General features: G+C 67.1%; 22 protein-coding genes and 3 pseudogenes. 12 read left to right on the top strand and 13 right to left on the bottom strand.

Going from position 1 to position 21,765, the window contains the following annotated elements:
- Positions 1–801 precede the first annotated feature (801 nt).
- Complete coding sequence (locus ACIBJF_RS41630) at positions 802–1,257, top strand: hypothetical protein (protein WP_399182042.1); 456 nt, start codon at positions 802–804, stop codon at positions 1,255–1,257.
- A 220-nt stretch (positions 1,258–1,477) separates the two neighbouring features.
- On the opposite strand, the gene ACIBJF_RS41625 is transcribed toward ACIBJF_RS41630, so the two are convergent.
- Positions 1,478–2,050, bottom strand: a complete 573-nt coding sequence (locus ACIBJF_RS41625) for a TetR family transcriptional regulator C-terminal domain-containing protein (protein WP_399182040.1) — start codon at positions 2,048–2,050, stop codon at positions 1,478–1,480.
- A gap of 229 nt (positions 2,051–2,279) precedes the next feature.
- On the opposite strand from ACIBJF_RS41625, the gene ACIBJF_RS41620 reads away from it, so the two are divergent.
- The 4 genes from ACIBJF_RS41620 (at position 2,280) to ACIBJF_RS41605 (ending at position 6,728) form a co-directional block, all read left to right on the top strand.
- Complete coding sequence (locus ACIBJF_RS41620) at positions 2,280–3,296, top strand: alcohol dehydrogenase catalytic domain-containing protein (protein WP_399182038.1); 1,017 nt, start codon at positions 2,280–2,282, stop codon at positions 3,294–3,296.
- A gap of 81 nt (positions 3,297–3,377) precedes the next feature.
- Entirely contained in the window at positions 3,378–4,412 is a 1,035-nt protein-coding gene (locus ACIBJF_RS41615; RefSeq protein ID WP_399182036.1) for a hypothetical protein, read from the top strand.
- Positions 4,413–4,588: 176 nt separating this feature from the next.
- The gene (locus ACIBJF_RS41610) at positions 4,589–5,260 is read left to right on the top strand and encodes an enoyl-CoA hydratase-related protein (protein ID WP_399182034.1); all 672 of its coding nucleotides are present in this window, start codon (positions 4,589–4,591) and stop codon (positions 5,258–5,260) included.
- Between the two features lie 415 nt (positions 5,261–5,675).
- Positions 5,676–6,728, top strand: a complete 1,053-nt coding sequence (locus ACIBJF_RS41605; RefSeq protein WP_399182032.1) for a pyridoxal phosphate-dependent decarboxylase family protein — start codon at positions 5,676–5,678, stop codon at positions 6,726–6,728.
- Between the two features lie 666 nt (positions 6,729–7,394).
- On the opposite strand, the gene ACIBJF_RS41600 is transcribed toward ACIBJF_RS41605, so the two are convergent.
- The 3 genes from ACIBJF_RS41600 to ACIBJF_RS41590 form a co-directional block, all read right to left on the bottom strand.
- Entirely contained in the window at positions 7,395–8,114 is a 720-nt protein-coding gene (locus ACIBJF_RS41600) for a hypothetical protein (protein WP_399182029.1), read from the bottom strand.
- A 244-nt stretch (positions 8,115–8,358) separates the two neighbouring features.
- The gene (locus ACIBJF_RS41595) at positions 8,359–8,967 is read right to left on the bottom strand and encodes a DJ-1/PfpI family protein (RefSeq protein WP_399182027.1); all 609 of its coding nucleotides are present in this window, start codon (positions 8,965–8,967) and stop codon (positions 8,359–8,361) included.
- Positions 8,968–9,082: 115 nt separating this feature from the next.
- Positions 9,083–9,484, bottom strand: coding sequence for a tautomerase family protein (locus tag ACIBJF_RS41590; protein WP_399182025.1), 402 nt, complete (start codon positions 9,482–9,484; stop codon positions 9,083–9,085).
- A 251-nt stretch (positions 9,485–9,735) separates the two neighbouring features.
- On the opposite strand from ACIBJF_RS41590, the gene ACIBJF_RS41585 reads away from it, so the two are divergent.
- From ACIBJF_RS41585 to ACIBJF_RS41575, 3 genes are all read left to right on the top strand, one after another.
- On the top strand, positions 9,736–10,203 hold the full coding sequence (locus ACIBJF_RS41585; RefSeq protein WP_356318621.1) for a helix-turn-helix domain-containing protein: 468 nt from the start codon (positions 9,736–9,738) through the stop codon (positions 10,201–10,203).
- A 650-nt stretch (positions 10,204–10,853) separates the two neighbouring features.
- The gene (locus tag ACIBJF_RS41580) at positions 10,854–11,516 is read left to right on the top strand and encodes a class I SAM-dependent methyltransferase (RefSeq protein ID WP_399182023.1); all 663 of its coding nucleotides are present in this window, start codon (positions 10,854–10,856) and stop codon (positions 11,514–11,516) included.
- A 293-nt stretch (positions 11,517–11,809) separates the two neighbouring features.
- Positions 11,810–12,334 carry a hypothetical protein gene (locus ACIBJF_RS41575; protein ID WP_399182021.1) on the top strand — a complete coding sequence of 175 codons (525 nt, stop codon included), beginning with the start codon at positions 11,810–11,812 and terminating at the stop codon, positions 12,332–12,334.
- On the opposite strand, the gene istB is transcribed toward ACIBJF_RS41575, so the two are convergent.
- The 4 genes from istB to ACIBJF_RS41555 all read right to left on the bottom strand — a co-directional run bounded on the left by istB (position 12,331) and on the right by ACIBJF_RS41555 (position 16,675).
- Positions 12,331–13,086, bottom strand: a complete 756-nt coding sequence (gene istB / locus ACIBJF_RS41570) for an IS21-like element helper ATPase IstB (protein WP_399182044.1) — start codon at positions 13,084–13,086, stop codon at positions 12,331–12,333. The two genes, ACIBJF_RS41575 and istB, sit on opposite strands and share 4 nt — an antisense overlap.
- 5 nt (positions 13,087–13,091) lie before the next feature.
- Entirely contained in the window at positions 13,092–14,693 is a 1,602-nt protein-coding gene (istA, locus tag ACIBJF_RS41565; protein ID WP_399182019.1) for an IS21 family transposase, read from the bottom strand.
- A 494-nt stretch (positions 14,694–15,187) separates the two neighbouring features.
- Complete coding sequence (locus ACIBJF_RS41560) at positions 15,188–15,595, bottom strand: DUF6896 domain-containing protein (protein ID WP_399182017.1); 408 nt, start codon at positions 15,593–15,595, stop codon at positions 15,188–15,190.
- Between the two features lie 339 nt (positions 15,596–15,934).
- On the bottom strand, positions 15,935–16,675 hold the full coding sequence (locus tag ACIBJF_RS41555) for a class I SAM-dependent methyltransferase (RefSeq protein ID WP_399182015.1): 741 nt from the start codon (positions 16,673–16,675) through the stop codon (positions 15,935–15,937).
- A 120-nt stretch (positions 16,676–16,795) separates the two neighbouring features.
- Between ACIBJF_RS41555 and ACIBJF_RS41550 the strand changes: the two genes are divergently transcribed.
- On the top strand, positions 16,796–17,212 hold the full coding sequence (locus tag ACIBJF_RS41550; protein ID WP_399182013.1) for a hypothetical protein: 417 nt from the start codon (positions 16,796–16,798) through the stop codon (positions 17,210–17,212).
- A 138-nt stretch (positions 17,213–17,350) separates the two neighbouring features.
- On the opposite strand, the pseudogene ACIBJF_RS41545 reads toward ACIBJF_RS41550, so the two are convergent.
- A pseudogene (locus ACIBJF_RS41545) lies at positions 17,351–17,564 on the bottom strand (IS5/IS1182 family transposase); the annotation flags it as partial.
- Between the two features lie 97 nt (positions 17,565–17,661).
- Here ACIBJF_RS41545 and ACIBJF_RS41540 point away from each other — a divergent pair.
- A complete protein-coding gene (locus tag ACIBJF_RS41540; protein WP_399182011.1) occupies positions 17,662–18,090 on the top strand; it encodes a DUF5959 family protein in 429 nt (142 codons plus the stop codon).
- A gap of 292 nt (positions 18,091–18,382) precedes the next feature.
- Here ACIBJF_RS41540 and ACIBJF_RS41535 read toward each other — a convergent pair whose 3' ends face one another.
- Together ACIBJF_RS41535 and ACIBJF_RS41530 are read right to left on the bottom strand one after the other, a co-directional pair.
- Positions 18,383–18,682: a hypothetical protein gene (locus ACIBJF_RS41535; protein ID WP_399182010.1), complete on the bottom strand. Its 300-nt coding sequence runs from the start codon at positions 18,680–18,682 to the stop codon at positions 18,383–18,385.
- A gap of 335 nt (positions 18,683–19,017) precedes the next feature.
- Positions 19,018–19,152 (bottom strand): annotated as a pseudogene (locus ACIBJF_RS41530) (IS701 family transposase); the annotation flags it as partial.
- A gap of 182 nt (positions 19,153–19,334) precedes the next feature.
- Here ACIBJF_RS41530 and ACIBJF_RS41525 point away from each other — a divergent pair.
- On the top strand, positions 19,335–19,655 hold the full coding sequence (locus ACIBJF_RS41525; protein ID WP_399182008.1) for a hypothetical protein: 321 nt from the start codon (positions 19,335–19,337) through the stop codon (positions 19,653–19,655).
- Positions 19,656–19,733: 78 nt separating this feature from the next.
- Here ACIBJF_RS41525 and ACIBJF_RS41520 read toward each other — a convergent pair whose 3' ends face one another.
- Entirely contained in the window at positions 19,734–20,129 is a 396-nt protein-coding gene (locus tag ACIBJF_RS41520) for a hypothetical protein (RefSeq protein WP_399182007.1), read from the bottom strand.
- 881 nt (positions 20,130–21,010) lie between these two features.
- On the opposite strand from ACIBJF_RS41520, the gene ACIBJF_RS41515 reads away from it, so the two are divergent.
- Positions 21,011–21,400 (top strand): hypothetical protein, encoded by a 390-nt coding sequence (locus ACIBJF_RS41515; RefSeq protein ID WP_399182005.1) that lies wholly within the window; start codon positions 21,011–21,013, stop codon positions 21,398–21,400.
- 18 nt (positions 21,401–21,418) lie between these two features.
- Here the strand turns inward: ACIBJF_RS41515 and ACIBJF_RS41510 are convergent.
- Positions 21,419–21,760: pseudogene (locus ACIBJF_RS41510) on the bottom strand (IS5/IS1182 family transposase); the annotation flags it as partial.
- Positions 21,761–21,765: the final 5 nt, after the last annotated feature.

Genomic DNA, 21,765 nt, shown 5'->3' with positions numbered 1-21,765 from the left:
GGGGGATTCGCTCGCTTCCGGTCATCCGGCTCGCGGCGACGACAGCCATGATTAGCGGCGGCCGAGGGCGGACGCAATGATGTGACCTACTACCCTGATACGTAGGAATGTCCGCTTTGTGCATGAATGGCGCTGTCGGTGCATTTCAGGGGCATCCGGTCCTACGGCCCTGGTTAGGATGTGATCCCGCTCGCATGGCCGACATCACGCCCACAGCCCCCGAACCCACCCCCTCGGCCCCCGCCCCCGGACGGGGCCGCCACCGGGAACAGACCGGGACAACCGCCCGGCGACAGCCCGACCGACGGCGCCAGGTCACGGCGGTGCCGGCTGCGGCCCGGCCGCGCGGGCAGCGCCGACGCCGCAGTGATTCTTTGCCGGGGCGCTGCAGGAAAAGGTGAAGGACGCAGGTGTCACCCTGGCCATGTTCACCGCCGGGACCGGCGGGCACCGGCTTCTTCTTCTGCCGGGCCGACATGAGTGACCCAGGACCGCCATCGCGGGCAGGAACGGCCCGGGCCGACGGCGCCCGGGCGGGCCTTCGATGCGATCACGCAAGACAACGCGGAGAGAAGGTCACCGGCCGGGCGAAGACCACGGCTCAGGACCGGGCGGACAAGGCCCCTGCCGGACAGTGATGGGGATATTTGACTCTGGCTCTGGCTGCAGTTCCGTGAACCACAGCGCCCGGTGCGCCAGCAGGGACAGCTGCGCCGATCGCCCCGTCTTCCGACCGTAGGGCATGCTGTTGCGGTGAGTGATCCTCAACCAGCATGGCAGGAATGACTGAACAGCCTGGACGTGCCACGAAAGGCTGCCGCGGAGTCGCTGCGTGCCCAATTCAGCGCGCTCGGCGTGGCCGATGCTCTCGACCTGATCAAGTCGGAGGTCCTGGAAGACCTTCCGCAGCTCGCGCGATTCGTGCTGTTGCGGAGCCTGTGGCACGGTGTGGCCGACGCCTGGGCCGAGCCAGGCTCGTTCGATCGACTGCCCGCCGCGCAATGCCTTCTCGCCGCCGGGGCGGACCGGGAGGACCTTGTTCGCCTGGTCCGAGCCGTTGCCTATGAAGCGGTGTTCGCGACGCTCGACGAGCTGGACGCCGGCGGCGACGTAAACGTGTCGGGTGTGAACGCCGGCTGGGTGGTCATGGAGTCGGGCGAAGATGGCTCTCCGACTGGGCGGGCCTTGTCGGGCCTGCATGAAGACCTCCTGACAATGGACCCCAGGGGACACGACGCAGCTGACCTCTGGCAATGAGGGCAGTGCTTGGGTCGATTGGTGCAGGTCACGACTGGGTGAGAATGCGGGTCCGGAGGAGTGCGAATGAGACTCGTCCGTAGGCCCCTACGACGACAGTCGTGTGCTGAGGCGCCCAGGCTGGCCCGCCTGCGCCTGCGCCTGCGCCTGCCAAGCGGGCCGGCGGAGCCTTGGTGTGGTTGGCGGCGCCCGCGAGTCTTTCTCGGCCGGCCGGCCGCGATCAGCGCAGGAGGACGCCGAAGACCATGTGGAAGAAGGCGTCGAAGGGAGCGGAGGACTTGTCGGCCCGGGCCGCGATCAGCGTGCCCTCCCAGGCGCTGAGGATGAACAGCGCGGCCTCCTCGACGTCGAGAGCGGCGTCCAGCTCACCTGCTTCCCTGGCTTCGGTGAGCACCCGCCGGATGTGCGCGGCCCACCGGTGGAAGCCGCTCCGGACGGCGGAGCGGATCTCCTCGGAGTGGTCCGCCACCTCCGCCCCCAGGTTGCCCACCAGGCATCCGCGGGCGAAGCCGCTGGCGACCGTGTCCGCACCCAGGAATTCGAAGTGCGCCCGAAGCCGCTCCAGCGCAGGACGTCCGGGGGTCTCGAGCAGGTCGAACCGCAGCCCGGCGGCGTAGCGGCTCAGTGCCTCAAGGGCGCTCTCCTCCTTGCTGGCGAAGTGGTTGTAGAACGAGCCCTTGGGAGCTCCGGCCGCCGAGGTGATGTCGCTGATGCCGGTGGCATTGAAGCCACGCGTGCGGAACTGCTCCAGGGCTGCCTGCGCGATCTCCTCGCGCTTGGACGCGCGTGCCATCCTCACCACCACCTCGGGTTCAATATGTCCGGTCGCCTTGGTCTGGGTCAAACCCACGTCACAGGGGGCCGCACACGACGACACGTGACCCACGTCTCGACCTCGGGCCTGCTTGACTAAGTTTAAAGTGACCGGTCATATTGAAGTGACCGGTCATATTGAAGCACGCCCCACCACCAAGCCCTCGGCCCGCCCCGCGTCGGGAGAGGCAGCATCGAGGAGAAGCGTCATGTCCGTCTACCGAGCATTCGAGGCCACCGGTGTCCACCAGCTCAAGCTCGTCGAGCGCGAGCTGGTCGACCCGGATCCGGGACACGTCCGGGTCAGGGTGGAGGCGTGCGGTGTCTGCCACACCGACGTGCTGGCCGTGGAGGGCCTGCGCCCCGACCCGTCACGTCCCGTCGTTCCCGGCCACGAGGTCGTCGGCGTGATCGATGCCGTGGGCGCGGGCGTCACCGCCTGGCGGCCCGGCGACCGCGTCGGCGTCGGCTTCCTGAACGGGCACTGCTGGCAGTGCGAACCGTGCCGTCGCGGCGACTTCGTCAACTGCCTCAACCAGGAACAGACCGGCACCACCATCGACGGCGGATACGCGGAGGTGACCTACGCCCGCGCGAGCGGACTGGTGCGCATCCCCGACGGCATGTCCGCCGTCGAAGCGGCCCCGCTGCTGTGTGCCGGACTGACCACCCTCACCGCGCTCCAGCAGGCCCCCGCCCGCGCGGGCGCCCTGGTCGCCGTACAGGGAATCGGCGGGCTGGGTCACCTGGCCCTGCAGTACGCACGCAGCCTCGGACACCGTGTGGCCGCCATCGCCCGCGGCCAGGAAAAGGAGCAACTCGCCAGGGAGCTGGGCGCCCACGAGTACATCGACAGCACCCTCACCGACCCCGGCACGGCGCTGGCCGACCTGGGCGGGGCCTCGCTCATCGTCGCCACGGCATCCAGCGGTACGTCCATGAACCCCCTGGTCCGCGGCCTGGCCCCGGGCGGCACGCTGGTGGTCGTCGGCGCCGCCCCCGACCCGCTGACGGTCGCCACAGCCGACCTGATCTTCGGCACCCGCCGCATCGTCGGCAGCCTGACCGGATCGTCGATCCAGAACGAGGACAACCTCGCCTTCAGCCTCGCCCACGGCATCCGCCCCGCCACCGAGACCATGCCCTTCACCCACGCCATGGACGCCTACGAGCGCATGCTCTCGGGCAAGGCACGCTTCCGCGTCGTCCTGGACATGGCCGCCTGAGCACGCCACGCCCCGCATCGCCGGGCAGGCGAGTTGAGGCCCGCGCCCTCGGCAATTCCCTCGAGGTCCCCCATGACCGACATGGTCGACACAACAGAGCACACCAGCACCGCCCCGTGCGACAGCGGGCCTGCGCGTCCAGCCGCCGACATCGTCTCCGACGTCAACGGTCCCCATGCGACCCGCGCCGCACGGATCAGGCTGCTGTCCGTCTCCCTCGGCACCGCCGGCCTCGGCGGAGCCTGGCAGGCAGGGGTAACCACATTTCCGTCCGCTCTGCAGGTCAGCGACGCGCTGTTCAGCGTCAGCGGACTGATCTGGCTGGTGCTGTTGGCCCAGTACCTGCGTCATGGCGGGACCCGATGGCACAACCTGCGCCACGACCTGCGTCATCCCGGCGATGGCTTCACCCTCGGGTACGTTCCCATCATCGGCATGCTGATCACAGGACACTTCTCCCGGTTCGAGCTCACCGGGGCACGCTGGGTCTACGCCGTGTTCCTTATCCTGGCCGCCTTCATCGCCGCACGCCTGCTCGCCCACTGGCTCACGGGCACCCTGAGCACCACCGCTCTGCACCCGGGCTATCTGCTGCCGGTGTCCTCCGCACCGTTCGTGGCGAGTGCCGTCGCCTCCACGCTCAGGCTGCGGGGTGTCGCCGACGCCGCCTTCGCGGTGGGGCTGCTGTACTGGCTTGCCTTCGGCACCGTCATCCTCGGCAGCCTCGTCACCGGTGGCCCCCTGCCCGGGCCCGCCCGCCCGGCCCTCACCGTCCTGACCATCCCACCGGCGACCGGCGGAATCGCCTGGACCGCCGCTCACAAGGGCGTCTTCGACGCCGTCGGCTACGGCTTCGCCGGCACCCTGCTCTTCACCGTCCTCCTCGTCGTCTTCCTCCTCCCCGAACTACGCCAGCCCTCGTTCCATCCGGGCCTGTGGATCTTAAGCTTCCCCATAGCGGCAAGCACCAATTTCGCCGTCCGCTGGATCCATGCGTCCGCACCCCCCGGCGGACCGGCCCTCACGGGCATCCTCCTCGCCGGTGCCACATTGGCGCTGGGCCTGCTGGCCGCAGCCACCCTGCACCACCGCGCCCGGCGAGCACTTCCCAGCTGACTTTCGCTCCGCGGGCGGAGAGACGCACGCCAGAGACATCACCTCGTCCACAAGCGCCCACCGACCCCGTTCACCGGACGGCGACAGCCCGCAGCCCGGTTTACGGTGTCAGCAGACGCGCCGACATCATCCGGCCCATGTGCCCTGCCCCACCGCAACGTCTCCAAGGAGCCATCATGCCCACGCTCGACCGCCACGACGCCGTCTTCGTTCTGAACCTCGGCGACGGGGAGAACCGCTTCCACCCCGACTGGATCGCCTCGGTCAACGCGGCCCTGGACGAGGTGGAGAAGTCGGAAGGCCCCCGCGCCCTGGTGACCGCTGCGAACGGGAAGTTCTACTCCAACGGTCTCGATCTCGAATGGCTCGCAGGGCACAGCGACGAGTACCTGGACTACGTCAACTCCGTCCACGGTCTCTTCGCAAGGTTCCTGTCCCTCCCGCTGGTCACCGTAGCCGCCCTGCAGGGACACACGTTCGCCGCCGGAGCGATGCTCTCCCTGGCCCACGACTTCCGTCTCATGCGTGCCGACCGAGGCTTCTGGTGCCTGCCCGAGGCAGAGATCAACATCCCCTTCACTCCGGGCATGTCCGCCCTCATCCAGTCGCGGCTGACCCCGCAAACGGCCCAGCACGCCATGGTCACCGCCCGTCGTTTCGGCGGCGAGGAAGCCGCCACCGCCGGAATCGTCGATCAGGCCGTGGACGAGGGCGCCCTGCGCACTGCCGCCCTCGAACTCGCCCAGGCTCACGCGAGCAAGGCCGGCGACACCCTCGGAACCATCAAGACGCGCATGTACGCCCCTGTCCTCGCCCTCCTGCGCGACACAACCAACCCGCGGGGCTGACGCCGTGCCGGGGGCGGTCGCCGGCCCGGGTAGGGCACGACGTGTGCAGGTGCGGACAGACCGGTCATGGTGACCGGTCGGACGGGAAGTCGGCGCGGCGCTGGTAGATGACATGGCATCCCGAACTCCTTGACCATGAAGTTGCAGGGGAACCCCCATGGCAGCGCCGCAGATTTCGACGGTGCCCTCTCGCGGGCGGCTGAGCATGCCCGGACATGGTTGCGCGGACTCGACACAAGGACCGTCGGTCCGCGGGTGTCCGTCGATGCCGTCGCAGAGGAAGTGGGAGGGGCCCTCGCGCAGCAGGGAACCGACCCTGCGACGGTGACCGATCTGCTCGCTGCGGCGGCCGAACCCGGGCTGATGGCGATCGGATCGGGCAGGTTCTTCGGCTGGGTCGTTCTTCGGCTGGGTCATGGGCGGGACGCTGCCCGGTGCGCTCGCCGCCGACTGGCTGGTCAGCGCCTGGGACCAGAACGCCGGGCAGCGGCTGAGGACGCCCGCGGTGGCAGCTCTGGAGGAGGCCGCCGGGGCGTGGTTGCCCGACTTGCGCGGCCTTCCCGACACCGCAAGCGTCGGCTTCGTGACGGGGGCGACCATGGCCAACTTCACCGGCCTGGCCGCCGTGCGGCAGGCCGTCCTCGCCGGCACCGGCTGGGACGTCAGCACAGCCGGTCTGGCCGGTGCCCCACCGGTTCACGTCCTGGTCGGAGCCGAACGGCACGACACGATCGACCTCGCGCTGCGCTACCTCGGACTGGGGCAGCCCAGAGCCGTCCCGGCCCACGCGCAGGGCCGGATTCGCACCGACGCCCTGGCCGACGCGATCGCGCTCTCCCACGCTCGCGGCGCATGGGTCCATGTGGACGGCGCCTTCGGCCTGTGGGCCGCTGCCTGCCCGGACCTGCGCCACCTCGTCGCAAGGGTAGAAGCCGCGGACTCCTGGGCCACCGACGCGCACAAGACCTTGAACGTGCCGTACGACTGCGGTGTCGCCATCGTCGCCCACCCGGAGCCCCTGAGCTCCACCATGGGTATCCGGGCGAGCTACCTCATGTCCGACGCCGCCGGGCCGGCGGACCCTCAGGCCAAGGTTCCCGCACTCTCACGCCGTGCTCGCGGCGTCCCCGTCTGGGCCGCCCTGCGCTCACTCGGCCGCGAGGGAGTGGCCGATCTCGTCGCGCGACTCGCCCACGGCGCGTGGTCGATCGCCGAGCAGATCGCCGCGATCGACAACGCTCAAGTCCTCAACGACGTCGTCTACACCCACGTCAGCGTCGCGTTCGGCGACGACGAACGACCTCGCGAGGTCACGGCCCGGCTACTCGCCGACGGCACCGCGTGGATGTCCGGCTCACGGCGGAAGGGCCGCGACGTCCTTCGCGTCTCCGTCAGCAACTGGACGACGGACCAGGAAGACGGGCGTCGATCCGTCGAGGCCCTGCGCCACGCTTGGTCCGAGCGATAACCGGCGTTCCCTGGCGAGAACCAGGTCATCCGCCCCACTCAGCCCGGTCACCAAGACGGGAACGCCACCTGGGGCCCGAGCATCCACCGCGTACTGCAGTTGCCCCGCCCCTGCGACCCCCTTCACGCCCCTCGGCCGGCACAGCCACCACCGCTGACGCGCCATTTGGGAGATCCGCTGAGAGATGTGGGGTCACCTCCGAGGAGGCAGGAGCGCTGCTGATTGATACGGAAACTGAGACAGCACGGCGCGTCGCGAGCCTCGCGTCAGGGGCACACGTCCGCCGAGTTCGTCGGGTGCTGAGAACCAAAGGTCACTCATACCGCAATCCATACGCGCGGTCGTAGCCGGAGAGGTCGGCGAACCGAACGGTGTCCTGCGACGGGAAACCCCGGTCTGTTCCGACGTCAGGGGCCGGTCAGGCGGCACGTGGTGCGTGGCCGCAGAGCCTGGGGCCGAATACCGAGGGACTGGAGATCGGCGAGCGCGTGGTGAACTGCCGCCGGCGGCGCCACTCTTTCCAAGAGCGCTGTCACAGCCGGCGCATGCGAGACCTCGGCCTCGTCCAGGGCGTTCGATCTACCTGCCGAACGCGATGATGCCGAGGGCATCGTGGACGAACTCCTCACCGCCATCGAGCGCATCGGCCAGATGTTCTCCGCGCTGTCAGCTGAAGTGGATGTCGCTGAGGTCGATCGAGACCATGACCTGATCGAGGACGGGGTAGCCATCGGCGTCGCGGCGGTAGGCCCGGCGTTTGGTGGGCAGCACGATGCCGTCCGCTTCCACGCAGTCGTAGACGTATTGGGCGGCGGCGAATCCGCCTGCCACATCGACGTGATAGTCGTGTCGGCGCAGCAGCAGGTCGGGGCCGAAGTAGAAGTCCTGGCGGGTGCTGTGGCTGGCGATCCCGGGTGGGAAGGTGGCGCGCAGTCCTCGCCAGAGTTCGTCTCCTTCCCGCCACGGCTCGATCTCGGTGACCGTGAAGCCGGACATGGCCAGCAGGAACGGTGTGGTGAGGTAGGTCCACAGGGCGTAGCCGTTGAAGTAGGCGCGGTCCAGCGGGTCCCAGGGGGTCTCCAGAGTGTGGCCGCTGAAGGATGACCGTGGGTCCTCGCGTTCGGCCACCACACGTCCGTCGAGCTTGTCGATGCTCACACGTCCGGGCGTGAAGTCGGTCTTCTGGTCGGGGGCGCCGAAGGGTCTGACCGAGGCGTGCTCCTCGTGAAGGAGGACGGTCATCTCGCGGGGCTCGGGATCCTGCGGCAGGCCTTTCACTGCGAAGAGATGACCGCCGCTGACAAGGGTGGCTCGCGCCTGAGTCAACTGGCTCCAGCGTGTGTATCCGCCGTGGGCTTCGATCGCCTCGGTGAGTAGTTCGTTCATGTAGGTCTCCTGAGGTGCAGCACCCGCGGACTCAAAACTGAGGATGATGACGCTCCCCCGCCCAAATCTACGGAGGGGAGGCTCATGCCAGGGGAATCGGTGGACCGTGATCAGCGAAGCGGCAGACGAGACTTGAACTGCGGCAATCGCCCGCGGCCGGCACCGACCGCCACCTCACATCAGGCCGTGACCAGACGGCTTCAACATGGTGGATCTTCATCGTGCCGAGACTGATCACGGGACGTCAGCGCAGTGCGACAGCGCCCGTGTGCACAGTGCGCATGGCCCGCTCGATGGTCTCCTCGTTTTCGCCGACCGGAGCCACGTAGCCGATGACGTCGCGCGCGGCGTCCTCTCCGAGCATGCGGGTGATCACCCAGGTGGCTAGATACTGGGACGCCAGGCAGCCCCCTGCCGTGGCGATGTTTCCCTCGGCGTGGAACGGCGCGTCCAACACGGTCACGTCGCAGGCTTCGACAAAGGGCCGACTCTTCATGTCGGTGCACGCCGGCATGCCGTCCAGCAGCCCCAGCCGGGCGAGCACCAGCGCGCCGGAGCATTGCGCACCGACGAGCTGTCGTGAAGGATCGAGCGACAGGCGGGAGATGAGCCGGTCGTCGGCGACCACGTCTCGTGTCTTCACGCCACTGCCGATCAGCACGACCTCGGCTTCGGTCACGAACTCCATCGGGCGCTGCCCTGTCACCTCTACACCGTTCATCGACGTGACCACCGGTGTCGGCGTCGTGATGAAGGCTTCCAAGCCATCCTTACGGCATCGGTTGATCAGCGCGGATGCGATGAAGCTGTCGAGCTCGTTGAACCCGTCGAAGGTGACCACGGCTACCTGCATGACATCTCCTTCAAGTACGGCCTTGGAGCAACGCTCCCACCCGGTGCGCCGTTCCGGGGCGAGAGCCAGGTCAGCGACTGACTCGTGTGGGGAAATCTCACCATGCGGCCGTGGTTCACCAGCGTGGTGCGCCGTCGGCGAGCTGGAGTTCGCCCCGGCCGAAGGAGAAGTTCTCGTTCGGGACCGGAATCAAGGCGATGAAGATGTCATCGGGTGAGACGCCGAGTGCTTCGACCACCAGTTTGTTGATGGCCGCCGCCACTGCCCGCTTGTCTTCCAGGGGTCGGTGGGCCCCGAGCTGAAGCGTGATGATCATGGCATCGCTGCTGCGCTGCATGCCCATGAACGTCGGGTCCAGGAAGAGTTCGTTCTCGCCGTGCTCACTGATCATGATGAACCGGTCGCCCTCGGGTATTCCGAGGGCCTGGACCAGTGACTGGTTCAGCGCACCGGCGAGAGCGCCCTTCTGTTCCGAGGAGAAGCGCTTGGCGGGGACGTGGGCGTTAAAGACGGGCATGAGCTGCTCCTCGGGATTGCGGTGTCGGCGTGGGAAGTGGGGGGATTGATCGGCTCCTGCCGCGGTGTGGGCGGAAAACGCGGGGAGAGTCTGCTCGCGCTCCGTGCACTGCCGAAGCGGAGCTGATCAGGCTTCCGGCCACCGGTCGAAGGAGATTCGTGGGTCAGCGCCGACCATCTAAGTCTTCATCTGGAACCCAGGTGACGTCAAGGCTGAGTTCCAAATAGGAACTCAAGAGGTACCCTGTTGTCATGGAGTGGCGAGAACTTGATCTCGGCAACTGCAGCGTCGCCGCAACACTGAGCCTGGTCGGCGAGCGATGGACCCTGCTCATCCTTCGCGAGGTCTTCGCGGGGTTGCATCGTTTCGACGAGATAGCCGAGCACCTCGGGATCTCCCGCAGGGCCCTCACCGAGCGCCTTCGGCAACTGGTCGACGCGGGCCTGCTGGAACGCCGGAGCTACCAGGAGGCCGGGCAGCGCTCGCGTCATGAGTACCACCTCACAGCGCGCGCCCACGATCTGCAATGGGTCCTGGCCGCGCTGCTGCAGTACGGCGACACACACCTCGGCGACCCTGCGGCCGCGCCGGTGGTGCTGCGCCATTCCGGCTGCGGCGGCCATGTCCACGTCGAGCTGCGCTGTTCTTGCGGCCACGAGGTTGCCGGCTCCGACGTGGAGCCGGTCCTGGGCCCCGGCGCCGTCCGGCTCCCCACCTGACGCAGTCAAGCTCAATCGCCGTCCGCCGCACTGCGCGGCGTCACGGAAGCTGATCGTTCCACCAGGACTGAATCCGGTTCCATGGGAGGTTTCCATGATCGAGCGCAACGATCTCCGGCTTCCCACCCGCAGGGGTCAAGGCCGCGAAGCGCGCGATCAATGACCTCACGCAGCCCCGCCCGGCGAACGTCCGCTTCGACTCCGCCACGTTCCTCGGCCTGGTTGCACTGCCCGAGAGCCATGAGCACCTGGACTACCTGGCGAATCGGGGTCTCCAGACGCCGGGTGACCTCGAACGCGACCTTGGCAAGGCTGTGGCGGACCTCCCCTGCTGACAGGCTGACAGCGCCAGCGGCTGCCCCGTTGCGGATCCGGGCGACTGCCCTGTGCCCAGGGCGGAGCGGCGCTCATGCCCGTGCTCCACGGCGTCGGCACCTCCTCACCCACGGATGCGCTGGGCGCGCTGACCGAGGTTCGCAGCCTCGCCGCTGACAAGCGTTCCTGCCACCGCGAACGTGTCGTCCCGCACGCCTATCACGACGGCCACCGAGCGCGGCGAGGCACTGTCTCTCCGATCACGTCCGGCGAGACAGTGCCTAGCCAGTTCTGAGGGTTGACCTTGCCCCTGGGGCAAGTCCCACAGTGGCGCTATGAACACCGGATCAACTCAGGAACGGCTCCTGTCCGAACAGCGTGCCTACTACAGTGCCCTTGCCCCGGACTACCTTGACCAGCTCCTCGATCTTCCCGGCGGCTCTGAGCTGGCTGAGGCGCTCGACGCGTTCCGGCCGGCGGGCAGTGTGCTGGAACTGGCCTGTGGTCCCGGCACCTGGACCCCTCAGCTGCTCCGCCACGCCAGCGACGTCACTGCCGTCGATGCGTCCCCGGAAATGCTCGCGATCGCCGCGAGCCGCGTCTCTGATGGTGCCCAAGTGAGATTCGTCGAGGCTGACCTGTTCGCCTGGGAACCTGACCGCCGTTATGACGTCGTCTTCATGGGGTGCTGGCTCTCGCACGTGCCAGCCAGGCGATTCGAGTCCTTCTGGTCTCTGGTGACCACTGCCCTCGCGCCGCAGGGCCGGGTGTTCTTCGTCGATGACCACTACCGAACGCCAGAGGAGCTCGTCGAGGGCCCGGCATCGTCCACCATCCAGCGGCGCACCCCTGATGGGACGGCCTACCGAATCGTGAAAGTTCCGTATGAGCCGGCAGGACTGGAAAGACAGCTTCGCGCGCTCGGCTGGGACATCACAGTTACGCCGACAGCCGGCCCGTTCTTCTGGGGCACCGGGAACCGGACTGGGGAGTCTTGATCACGATCGGAGTCAGATCATGACTGCGGCAGCGGTAACGGTGCCGAAGGCTTGCCCGCAATGATCCTTGAGCGTCGTCCCTGGGCTCTTCCGCCAACGAGGCTGTGCAGTTCCGGAGCGTGCGACTTTCCTCGGAGGTCCGGGAACGGTGGCGCATCGTCCCTCGCCAGCAGCAGTTTCCGTGCTGGTTCAGCCTCTTCCGGCCGCACGGTGTCGACGATCACGTAATTCCCCACCCCTGCGGTCACGTAATTCCCCAGGTCCTCGCCCCAGTCGGGTCTAGGTTGGCGAGTATGACCATGCGCGGGTGGAGCTATCGCTATGTCGGTCCGCCCGAGTTGAGGAGCCTCGTCCGACCGGACGGCGAGGGTCAGGGCATGCGGTCGCTGGCGGACTTCCACGAGTGGGTCTCGGCTCGGACGGTGGAGGAGTTGGCCGAGCCCTTCACCTTCGTTGTCGATCAGGCTGGGGTCCTGCGTCTTGCGCCGCGTCGCAGTGAGCACGTGGTGTGTGCTGGTGGAGAAGCGGTACTGGGCGCTGGCGAGATCAGCTTCCGCGAGGAGTCCGGGCGGTGGGCGGTCGGCGAGGTCAGTAATCAGTCGACCGGCTACTGCCCGGACGTCAGCTCATGGTCGGCCGTCGTCGAGGCCCTGGACCGGGCCGGGATCGTTCGCCCGTCCGGTTTCACGCACGAGGTGGTGTTCCGACGCTGCCTCTCCTGCCAGCAGCTCAACATTGTGCGCGAGGAGGACTTCGTCTGCGTCTTCTGTGACGAGGCCCTGCCGAGGGAGTGGAACGTCGACCAACCCGGACGCTAGGCGGTCGGCGGCTTGCCGGTCCGGTCCTTGGGCCGCTTGTTGGGCCGGTAGCTGGGGCCGTTCATGATCACCTGATGGCTGGCGTTGATCAGCCGGTCCAGCAGTGACTCGGCGACGACCGGGTTCGGGAAGAGGGGATACCAGTCGCTGGGCGCCCGGTTGCTGGTGATGATCAGAGAGCGTCCTTGCCGCTCGGAGACGAGTTCGTAGAGGTCATCGGCCTGGGGTGCGGTCAGCTGGCGCATGGCGAAGTCGTCGAGGATGAGCAGGTCGGGGCGGATGAGTTCGCGCATGCGCTTGTCCCAGGTGCGGTCCGCGTGACCGCCGGCGAGCTCGGCGAGGATGCGGCTGGTCTTGCTGAAGCGGACGTTGGCGCCCTGGCGGACGGCTTGGTGGCCGAGGGCCTGGGCGACGTGTGTCTTCCCGACGCCGACGGGTCCGAACAAGATGACGGACTCGCCGGAGTGGAGCCAGCGCAGGGCCGCGAGGTCGCGGATCTGGGCGGCGGGCAGCTTCGGGGAGGCGGTGAAGTCGAAGCCCTCCAGGGTGGCCTGCTGCTCGAACTTCGCTCTGCGCAGGCGCCGTTCGAGCGCGAGGGACTCGCGGCGGGTGATCTCGTCCTGGCAGAGGACCTGGAGGAAGTCGAGGTGCCCGAGCTCGCCCTTTTGGGCCTGGGTGAGACGGGCGTCGAGGGTTTCCAGCATGCCGGACAGCCGCAGTGTCTTCAGCGACTCGCGCAGGGCGGTGGTCATCACGCTCACCGGCCGGCCTCCTCGGCGCCGGCGTCGGCGTGACCCTCGTCGTCGTGGACCTCGCCGGGGATCTGCAGGGGGATGGTGGCGGCGAACAGGCCCTCGGGGCCGTGCAGGAAGGCCGCGGCTCCGGCGTCGCCGGTCTCCGGTTCCGGGTCGGTCTCGGTGCCGGCGACCAGGATGCCCTTGACGGTCCGGTAGGACGGGTCACCAACCGCGACCGCCTTCGCGCAGGCGGCTTCGAGTCTGGCGTCGCCGTACTTCTTGCGCAGTCCGAGTACTCCCTGGGCGGCCCGGAGCCGGTAGAGGGCGTTGACCTCCAGCAGTTGGTCGATCACCTGTCGGCAGGCGTCCCCGACCTGCGAGGCTTGGCCGCGGCACCAGATCGGCGTGCGCATCTGGAAGGCGATCTTCTCGGGCGGGTAGTCGTTTTTGTCGGTGCGTTTGCCCTGCTCAAGTGCCGTGTGCGTCTTGACCAGCTCGCCCTCGTGGAAGACCTGCACCATCGTGGCGGTGGAGCGGACATCGACCCGGCGGCCGATCAGCTTCCAGGGCACCGAGTAGAGCGTGCGGCCGACCTTGATGTGGATGTCCGGGCCGACGGTGGCCTGTGACCATCTGGCCAGCACGAACGGCTCCTCGGGCAGCGGCAGCAGGGCCATGGCCTCCACCGCGTCGAAGACGGACAGCGGCTTGGCGCCGCCCAGCGGGCGGCACTGGCGCTGACCTGCGACGTTCGTGGCCCAGAGCAGGGCCTCGGCCTGCATGTGCTCCAGCGAGGTGAACGTCCGACCGCTCCAGAACGAGTCGCGAACATAGGGCATGGGCCGCTCGACCCGCGGCTTGTCCTTCGGCTTCGATGCGCGGGCCGGGTCCACCAACGTGCCGTAGTAGGTGGCGAGTTCGGCATAGGAGCGGTTGATCTTCGGGTCGTAGAGGTCCGGCTTGTCGACCCCGGTCTTGAGGTTGTCCGGCACCAGGCGGTGCGGGACGCCGCCGAAGAAGCGGAAGGCTTCTGCGTGCGCGAGGGTCCAGGCGTGCTGGTCCATGTGCGTCACCGGGCGGACGAACATGTGCCGCGAGGCGGGCAGCACCATCACGAACGCCCAGATCCGGTGGCGTTTCCCGGTCGTGGGGTTGATCCACTGCCCCAGGAAGCCGTAGTCGATCTGGGCCTCCGAGCCCGGCTCGACGTCGTCCCGCAGCACCGTGACCTTCGAGCGGGCCGCCTCGTCGGGCAGGTTCTCGTGGACCCAGCGGCGGAACGTCGTCAGTGACACCTTCAACTTGCCCTCGTCGCGAAGGCGTTGGTGGATCGTGGTGACCGTGGTCGTCTTCAGTAGTTCCTTGACGTAGTCGCGGTGCGGCTCGATCTCGCCCCACCTGACCTGGTTCAGCTTCCGGCTCGTGAGCTCGGGGAACCAGCTCTTGAGCAGCTTGGCCCAGTCCGTCTCGCTCATGGGCGGCCCGCCCGGGGTGATCCCCGCCTTTTCCGCCGGTGCCAGGTACTTCCTGATCGTCTTGCGGTCCACCCCCAGCGAGGCGGACACCTGGCTCTTGGACCGGCCCGCGTACCAGTGCACGTAGATCTCGACGATGTCGACCACGGTGAATGTTCTCCTTGCCATCCGGTGCGTCCGTCGGCCTCTCGGCTCGCGGATCGAGGGCCCGCGACGCTCCGAGAGGTCCAGGTCCTCAACCCGGGCACCGGCATGCCCATGGGGAACTCGCCCGATTCGCAAGGATGGACTAATCAGTGATCAAACCACTCGAAACAGGGAATATCGCACCAGTTCGAGCATGGTCGACGGCACCATCGATGGTCGGCGCCCCGGTGGGGAATCGTGACCGCGCGGGTGGGGAATTACGTGGCGCTGATCATGCAGGTCGTGGGGAATTACGTGACCGCCGACACACATAGAAGATTCCGGCCGGCGCCACCCGATCCGGCACCGAGCCGACCGGCATATGGGTACCTGCGCTTGGGCGGCTGCGGCACAAGCGGGGCTGTGCGTTCCCAAAGGTAATGGGGAGCAAGCTCATCGGACACCCCGCGGACTCTGCTTGACGAGGCCACCGACAGCTACCCGACACGCCGGTCTCAAGCTGAAGCCCTGACTTCGGCAACGCTGAACCACCCAGGCCGCACCTCGACCAACAGGGGCTTCAGTGACTCCACCGCGGCCCGCAGATCATGCTCGGTGAGCTCAAAGGGCTCAGGCAAACTCCGCCCATAAAGGCGCAGCCGCCAGAGGTCGAAGATCTCGGCCCCGTCGGCCGCAAAGTCCACATCGATCTCAGAGCCGCCCGGGCTGATGAAGAGGCAGCCTGCTCCGTGGACTCTGTAGAAGTAGGTTCCGGCTTCTCCGCTCCGGCTGATCCGGTGCGAACGGACCAGGCCGAGCACGTCCGCAAGCCGCTCGAGCGAGGGAAACGCCGCCCGCATGGCCTCACCAGCCAAGCTGAGATCATCGATGTAGCCAATCACCAGGTCACGCGCTGTGGTCACGTGCCCCTCTCACACTGCACCATTCCCCGGGCGTCCGTGTACGAGGCAATTGTTCCACGTGGGCTTCCGACGTCTCCGCTGGCGGCATTCTGACACGATCAGTTATACGACCGCCTGACCGCGCGCGGGGACGAAGTGTTCGACCTCACGGAGGCGTTGCTGTGTGCAGACGGGCCGGTGAGGGTGCCGGTGGACCTGATGCTGGTGGGCGAGCACCAACGCGGGCACGGCGCGAGCGGATCTGCCACAGGTTTGCCGCCTGCCTCGTCGAGGAGACGTTCCAGGCCAGCAAGGGCCTGTCCGGCGAGGGGATGTCTTCACGTCTCTGCGCGGCGGAACTTACGGTTTGTGGGTTACCCAGAGCAGTTCCGCCGGCCAGCGGTGTGCCCAGTCGGGTGGGTCGGTTTCGTTGTAGCCGTTGGGTGTTCCGAGTTCGGGCCGCGGCTCGATGAGGTCGTCGATGACGAGACCCGCGCCGCGCAGGACCTTGACCCAGTCGCCGTAGGTGAGCTGATAGCTGGTCGCGCCCTGGCCTTCGGCGATGGTGTCCAGCCCGAAGTAGTCCTGCTGCAGCGTCGTGGTCACGCGGCTGGCGGCTTCGTCGTAGCAGGCTTCGAACCATGGGCTGGCGACGTTGAACACCAGGCGCCCACCGCGGCGCAGGATGCGTGCGGCCTGCGGGACGGCCAGGTGCGGGGGTGCCCAGCTGAGCCCGCCGTAGTCACAGAACACCAGGTCGAAGCTGTCGGCGGCGAACGGGAGGTGTTCGGCGGCGCCTTGCACCAGCGGGTAGCGGGCCGCTCCCATCGCGCGAGCTGCCGAGGCGAGCTGGGCTTCGGACAGGTCGAGCCCGACCACGGTGGCGCCCTCAGCGGCGAGCGCCTTGGACCACTGGCCGGCGCCGCAGCCGAGTTCGAGGACGCGCTTGCCGGTGACGTCGCCCAGGGCGTGCAGGTGCGCGTCGGGAATGGAGTACATGCCCCACAGCCGGGGTGTGGCGCCGATTTGCGGGTCGTGCTCCTGCTGGTAGGCGCTGCTGATCCGGTTCCAGAGCCGCCGGTTGGCGGGGATGCTGTCCACGTGCCGACTCCAGCACTGCCTGCCGGGGGCGGTCAACACGATTAGGGCACTGACCGGCCCTCGCCTCGGTCCGGCCCTGGCTCGGCCCATGATCCGCCGGACGAGCCCTAGGCTGGCGCCGTGGCCAATGAGCTCGTTCACGAGGGAAGCGCCTTCCTCAACTTTCGACACCACTTCCCGGATCCGGAGGAGCACGGGTTTCGGTGGGTCGACGTCAAGCAGCTCCGCTTCTGTGCGGGGTCCATCGACGATAGAGAGCTGCTTGCCGCACTGATTGGGCATGAGCAGTTCCGGGACGACTATGCAGGTGGTGGAGTGCTGCCGGAGGGGCGCCGGCATGGTCCATATTGGCTGCGGTTGATCACTCCCGACGTCTACGAGCCCATCAGCCAGGAGAAGGCCGCGCAGATCCTGCGGGAGTGGGTGGATCCGCTCTGGGACGTGCCCTCGGAGCTGGAGGAAGATCTGCGGCGGGAGGTGCTAGACCGCTTGGCGGCAAGCCGATGGCATCTACTATCTCGGCGAGCTCGGGGATGAGGCGATTCATGACTGGGGACGTGTACACGACTACTTCCACGAGTTCGTGCTGATCGACCGTTCCGCTGGGCAGATCACCCTCGTCGTCGCAGCCGACGACTGAGCCGACCACTGGGACACCCGCTGCGATGGCCGAGATCAGTAGCGGAGCAACAACCGAAGCGCGGCAAGAGTGACCGTGACCTCGAAGACGTAGGCCCGCTTGTCGTAGCAAGTCGCCACGGCTCTAGAGGCCTTGCGCGCGCGTTGAAGCAATGCTCGGCTTCGTTCCTCATTTTGTAGGCAGTGCTGTCAATGCCGGTTGGCCGGTGGTGTGATCGATCGGGCGTCGCCGCAGGTAGCGGCGGTTCCGGCAGAGCTGTATGCGTTAGAACTGCCATCAAAATGGATGGCGGATGCGCCCCTGACGGGATGAAGATCCTCCGGTACTCGCCGATGAAGGGGTAGCTATGGGCGACATCGTCCCGAGGCAGCTCATCTCCCTTGCCGATGACGAGGGAAACAGCGTCACTGTCAACGTTTTGGGACCTAGCCCCAGGTGGGCAGCCGGGCTCGATGCTGAAATCGTCGTCACGACGCCCTTCGTATCCGGTCGCTGTTACCTGGGGTTGTCCGCTTACAGGTTGGAACGCTGGTCCGACGCGCTGCTCAGGCTCGACGCGGGCGAGGACGTCGCCTGGCTGGAGATGAGCAGGGGGGCGTCCATTTCGATTCAACTCAGAGGCGAGCATAACTGCCCAGAGGTGATCGTAGAGGACGAAACGGGATCGATGGTCACCGTGCGCGTGCCGATCGCCTTGCCAGACGACTGGATTGCCGACCACCGACAGCGTCTGCTCCAGGTCACGAATCACTGGGTTCCGATGCTGTCATCGTAGGGAGACAAGCCGTCGCCAGCAGATGAGCGCGCATCCGAGGACAAGGAATGCGGAAGTGGGCGAACGCTCGCCTCACGACCCAGCTCGGGTGCTGAGTTCGGAGCCGTGCCCGGTGCCCCTGCGGGCGATCAGCGGCTTCACGCCGAGTGCGCGCGGACGAGGCGGCAGTACTTGTCGGGGTCGGAGCCTCGATCACCAGGCACGCTGTCCGGGCGGCACCTCGGCCGGCCACGCTTGCCGCGCTCGGGCGAAACTGCCCGGTCCCTGCCTGTCCTCTCGTCCGAAACTCCGTTCAGCACAAGGTCAGGCCACGCATGGCGAAACGCAGCTCCTCGAACAGGTCGCGCAGCTCGCTCGGCATACAAGGCGACACGACCGCGCCCACCTCCAGCAGGAGCCGGACGCTGCGCCGGAACTCCCTGTCGCCGGTGGCCTCGTCCAGCATCCTCGCCACCTCGATCAACGGAACGGCGATGGAGACCTCGACCTCGTCCGGGAGGCTGTCGAGGTAGACGTCGTCCTCGGTGAGCACGAGATCCACGATGCGGCCGGCGGCTTCCCTGACGGGCTGTGAACCGGTCTCGGACGGCACGGTCACCCCATGTCAGTCGGTGAGTCTTTTTCCAATCTACCGAAATCGATCGTCAGTTGGCATGACAACACGGTGAGGCTCCTAGTAGGTGGGCTTTCGACCAAGAAGGGCGCTTGTGTACCGCTCGGGCGTCGGCGTGCCCAGATCTGCGTGCGGTTCCTGGCAGACTGACTCCGGCAACGCCGCTGCGTGATCGGCACCTGTTGGCGACGCCTGAGCGCCAGCCGCCAGGCTCTCCTCACACTCGCCCAACCTGCGCAACGGGCAGACCTATGCCCACCCGCCTACCGCTACGTCACCAAGGCATCCCCGACCGGCACCGCACCCTTGAGGGCAGGTGCTCGACCACGAAGCTGCGCGACGAGCGTCCAGCAGTTCTTGCGCAGCAGGTCCGACAGCAGTCCGGGCACGAACGCTCGTGCCCGGCCCCGGGGTTCCACCCGGGCGAACCGTCCCGCGGTCCGGCCCATCAGGGCCTCGAACGCTTTCTGCCAGCGAGCAGGATCTGATCTACGCTGCGACCTGCGGCCACCCCCTGATCTTCTGTCTTCACACGCCATGATCACCGGTGGCCGTACACGTTCCGGAACCAGCCCCGACAAGCAAGATCAAGATCTGGGCCCGAGCATCAACTCTGGAGTTGAAACGACTGATGGACATGTCCTCCCGAGAGATCCGCATGCCTCTCAGCGAGGTCGTCGCGGTGCTGCAGGACCTGAACGAGTTCGTCGTTTCCCTCGACCGACTCGGATCCCGCCAGGCATCCGGAACCGCAGACGAGTACACCGTCGGCAGATTCATCGCCGACTGGGATGTCGCTCGGAAATTGGCCCGCGCCCGACGTGTCATCAGCGTCGCACTGGATGCACAACTGAGCGAGGAAGACAACGCCGAGATCGACGCCCTGTGCGATCAGGGCCGCTTCTACGGCACGCACAGCGCCATAAGCCCCTCCAGTGACCAGTCCAGCTGAGACAGCAAGCGCATCGGACCGGACCCATCGAGGCCGGGATCAGTTCGGTACGGGACCTGTTACCGACCAGCAAGATCACTATCTCTGGGTTCCTGGGGGCAGCAAGTATGGGGCGCGGATGCCGAGGATGCCGAAGACCTCGTCCTTCGCCGGACCCCGCAGCTCTGCCATGAAGGCGGGGTCCACCCGGCCGACCCTGGCCCAGATCCCGCCGAGGGACTCCGCACACTGCTGGGCCAGCACGCTGGTGAAGTCCTCAGCGCGAATGATCCGGATCAGGCACGATTCGACGAGCGGGCCGGAGAAGTCCTCCAGGTCCATCGCAGCGTCGTCCTTCTCGTCCTCGCGCGCCGCCGGATCGTCGAGGATTCCGACGAGCAGAACCGCCCGCTCCTCGGGCGAGATCTCCGCCCGGCTCACCGCCGCATCCTCAGGTGAGGTCACCGCCCGGCTCTCCAGCGAGGTCTCATCCACGGCGCGGGGCCGTCCTCTTCCGAACAACCCCTCCAGCCAAGTCCTCATCCGCACCAGATCCTCGATATCGTCCACAACGCCCTCGCCGATGCCGATGGCGACGACGCCACCTCCCGAGATCCTGTCGATCACGGGCCTGACAGACCCGAGGTCCGGCCCGGACCCGATACCGTAACCCGCGCCCGCCAGGCTGACACCTTCGTGGATGGCCGCCTGGGGCCGATCGGTGCGGCCGCCACATCGTAGACGTCGTGGCGACGGCCGCAGCGATCAGCGGTCTGCGGCCGACCCCTGGCGGTCGACTTTGCGAGGTCGATGGCTCGGCGCGGCGCCCACGGCCCGTCCAAGGGATGTACTCCCTCGTAGCCCCAGCCATTGAATGAATGACTTGTGCAGGTTTCTATAGATTGGTCCCGTATACCCAATGCTGGCATCGAGGGCGCGATGAGGTCACATCGGCGAGAAGTTGCCGGAAGGCGGCAGAGTTCAGCTCATTTATGATGCCGGAAGCGGCCGCTTACGTCAGTTGACCAGGTACATACAATTGTTCGTGCAGTTTTCGCCAAGCACATCCGGGCCCGCCGATCGTGGGCACGGTCTACGGCGGTTGTGGGGGGATTACGTGTTACGGAGTAGCGCCGTGGTGTTGAGTCTGGTCGTCGGTGTGACCGTGCTTGTCCGCCGGGAGCTACGGCGGATGGCACTCAATCCCTAAGTACGCCGAGCCGAGACGGCAGCTGCCTGGCGACTCGCGATGCGCGCCGCCCAGCCCATACCCCTCACCATTTCGCTGACGTTGAAGGGCCGCAAGCACCATGCGGGATCGTGAATCCCGGCGATAGGAAATCATGTCATGCTTCGTTCCAAGAGGAGCCGCGATCATGTCTGCGCACCTGACCACAGGTGACTGGTCGCTCGTCGCTGCCGGCGTCACCGTGGCCTACATGTCCTCGATGTACTGGTGCATGCCAACACCGAAGGCGAAGCGGCGCATGGTTGTCGCCCCGCTGGCCGGCTGGATATTCCTGTTGCCCAACGCCACCATAAAGGGCTATTCCGTCTCGCACACACTGTATATCTACAGTTGCATCCTGGTGATGTTCATCATCATGCTGGTGCCGGTCGCGAAACGGGTCGCCTCCGACATTGCGGAACAGGAGGAGAAGCCTTGGGACAAGGTGCCTCTCAATACTTTTTCCCTGTACTGGATGCTTGGGTCGGCGACGGGCTGCATAGCGGGAGGGGTCTGCCTCTGGCCGTTCCTTGCATAGCGGACACATAGGCGAGGCACCCGCGGCTTGGGGCGTGTGCAGCCGGGCGATGCCGAGCATAGCCCGGTGAACGCCCTTTCCTTTGAGCCGGCAGTCGCTCGGAATGACCGGGGCCGACCCGGCAGGCCCGGTCGGCACGGTCTCCGTGAACGGCCGGCAGCCATCGCGACTGCCCGGCAGCGGGAGGCCGATCGCCACGATCAGGCGACTCTTGTGGCGTCGATGACGACCTGCAGTTACGTCGAGTACTTGATAGTTCTTGCTGGACGCCGCAATTGCGGGGAGGGGCAGGGATGCCGTCGACGATGTAGACGGCATCCTACGCGGCCGGCGGGCGGGTGAGACGGCCGGCAGGGCCGCGGCCT

The sequence above is a fragment of the Streptomyces sp. NPDC050743 genome (assembly GCF_044456925.1).
GTDB lineage: Bacteria > Actinomycetota > Actinomycetes > Streptomycetales > Streptomycetaceae > Streptomyces.
Note: the sequence above shows the minus strand (reverse complement) of the source record. Positions and strands in the feature narration are given on the sequence as shown.

Coding starts and splice junctions, on each gene's coding strand:
- ACIBJF_RS41625 (WP_399182040.1), bottom strand. CDS start 2,050: ATGGCACGCGCGTCCAAGCGCGAGGAGATCGCGCAGGCAGCCCTGGAG.
- ACIBJF_RS41620 (WP_399182038.1), top strand. CDS start 2,280: ATGTCCGTCTACCGAGCATTCGAGGCCACCGGTGTCCACCAGCTCAAG.
- ACIBJF_RS41615 (WP_399182036.1), top strand. CDS start 3,378: ATGGTCGACACAACAGAGCACACCAGCACCGCCCCGTGCGACAGCGGG.
- ACIBJF_RS41610 (WP_399182034.1), top strand. CDS start 4,589: ATGCCCACGCTCGACCGCCACGACGCCGTCTTCGTTCTGAACCTCGGC.
- ACIBJF_RS41605 (WP_399182032.1), top strand. CDS start 5,676: ATGGGCGGGACGCTGCCCGGTGCGCTCGCCGCCGACTGGCTGGTCAGC.
- ACIBJF_RS41600 (WP_399182029.1), bottom strand. CDS start 8,114: ATGAACGAACTACTCACCGAGGCGATCGAAGCCCACGGCGGATACACA.
- ACIBJF_RS41595 (WP_399182027.1), bottom strand. CDS start 8,967: ATGCAGGTAGCCGTGGTCACCTTCGACGGGTTCAACGAGCTCGACAGC.
- ACIBJF_RS41590 (WP_399182025.1), bottom strand. CDS start 9,484: ATGCCCGTCTTTAACGCCCACGTCCCCGCCAAGCGCTTCTCCTCGGAA.
- ACIBJF_RS41585 (WP_356318621.1), top strand. CDS start 9,736: ATGGAGTGGCGAGAACTTGATCTCGGCAACTGCAGCGTCGCCGCAACA.
- ACIBJF_RS41580 (WP_399182023.1), top strand. CDS start 10,854: ATGAACACCGGATCAACTCAGGAACGGCTCCTGTCCGAACAGCGTGCC.
- ACIBJF_RS41575 (WP_399182021.1), top strand. CDS start 11,810: ATGACCATGCGCGGGTGGAGCTATCGCTATGTCGGTCCGCCCGAGTTG.
- istB (WP_399182044.1), bottom strand. CDS start 13,086: ATGACCACCGCCCTGCGCGAGTCGCTGAAGACACTGCGGCTGTCCGGC.
- ACIBJF_RS41540 (WP_399182011.1), top strand. CDS start 17,662: ATGGGCGACATCGTCCCGAGGCAGCTCATCTCCCTTGCCGATGACGAG.
- ACIBJF_RS41525 (WP_399182008.1), top strand. CDS start 19,335: ATGGACATGTCCTCCCGAGAGATCCGCATGCCTCTCAGCGAGGTCGTC.
- ACIBJF_RS41515 (WP_399182005.1), top strand. CDS start 21,011: ATGTCTGCGCACCTGACCACAGGTGACTGGTCGCTCGTCGCTGCCGGC.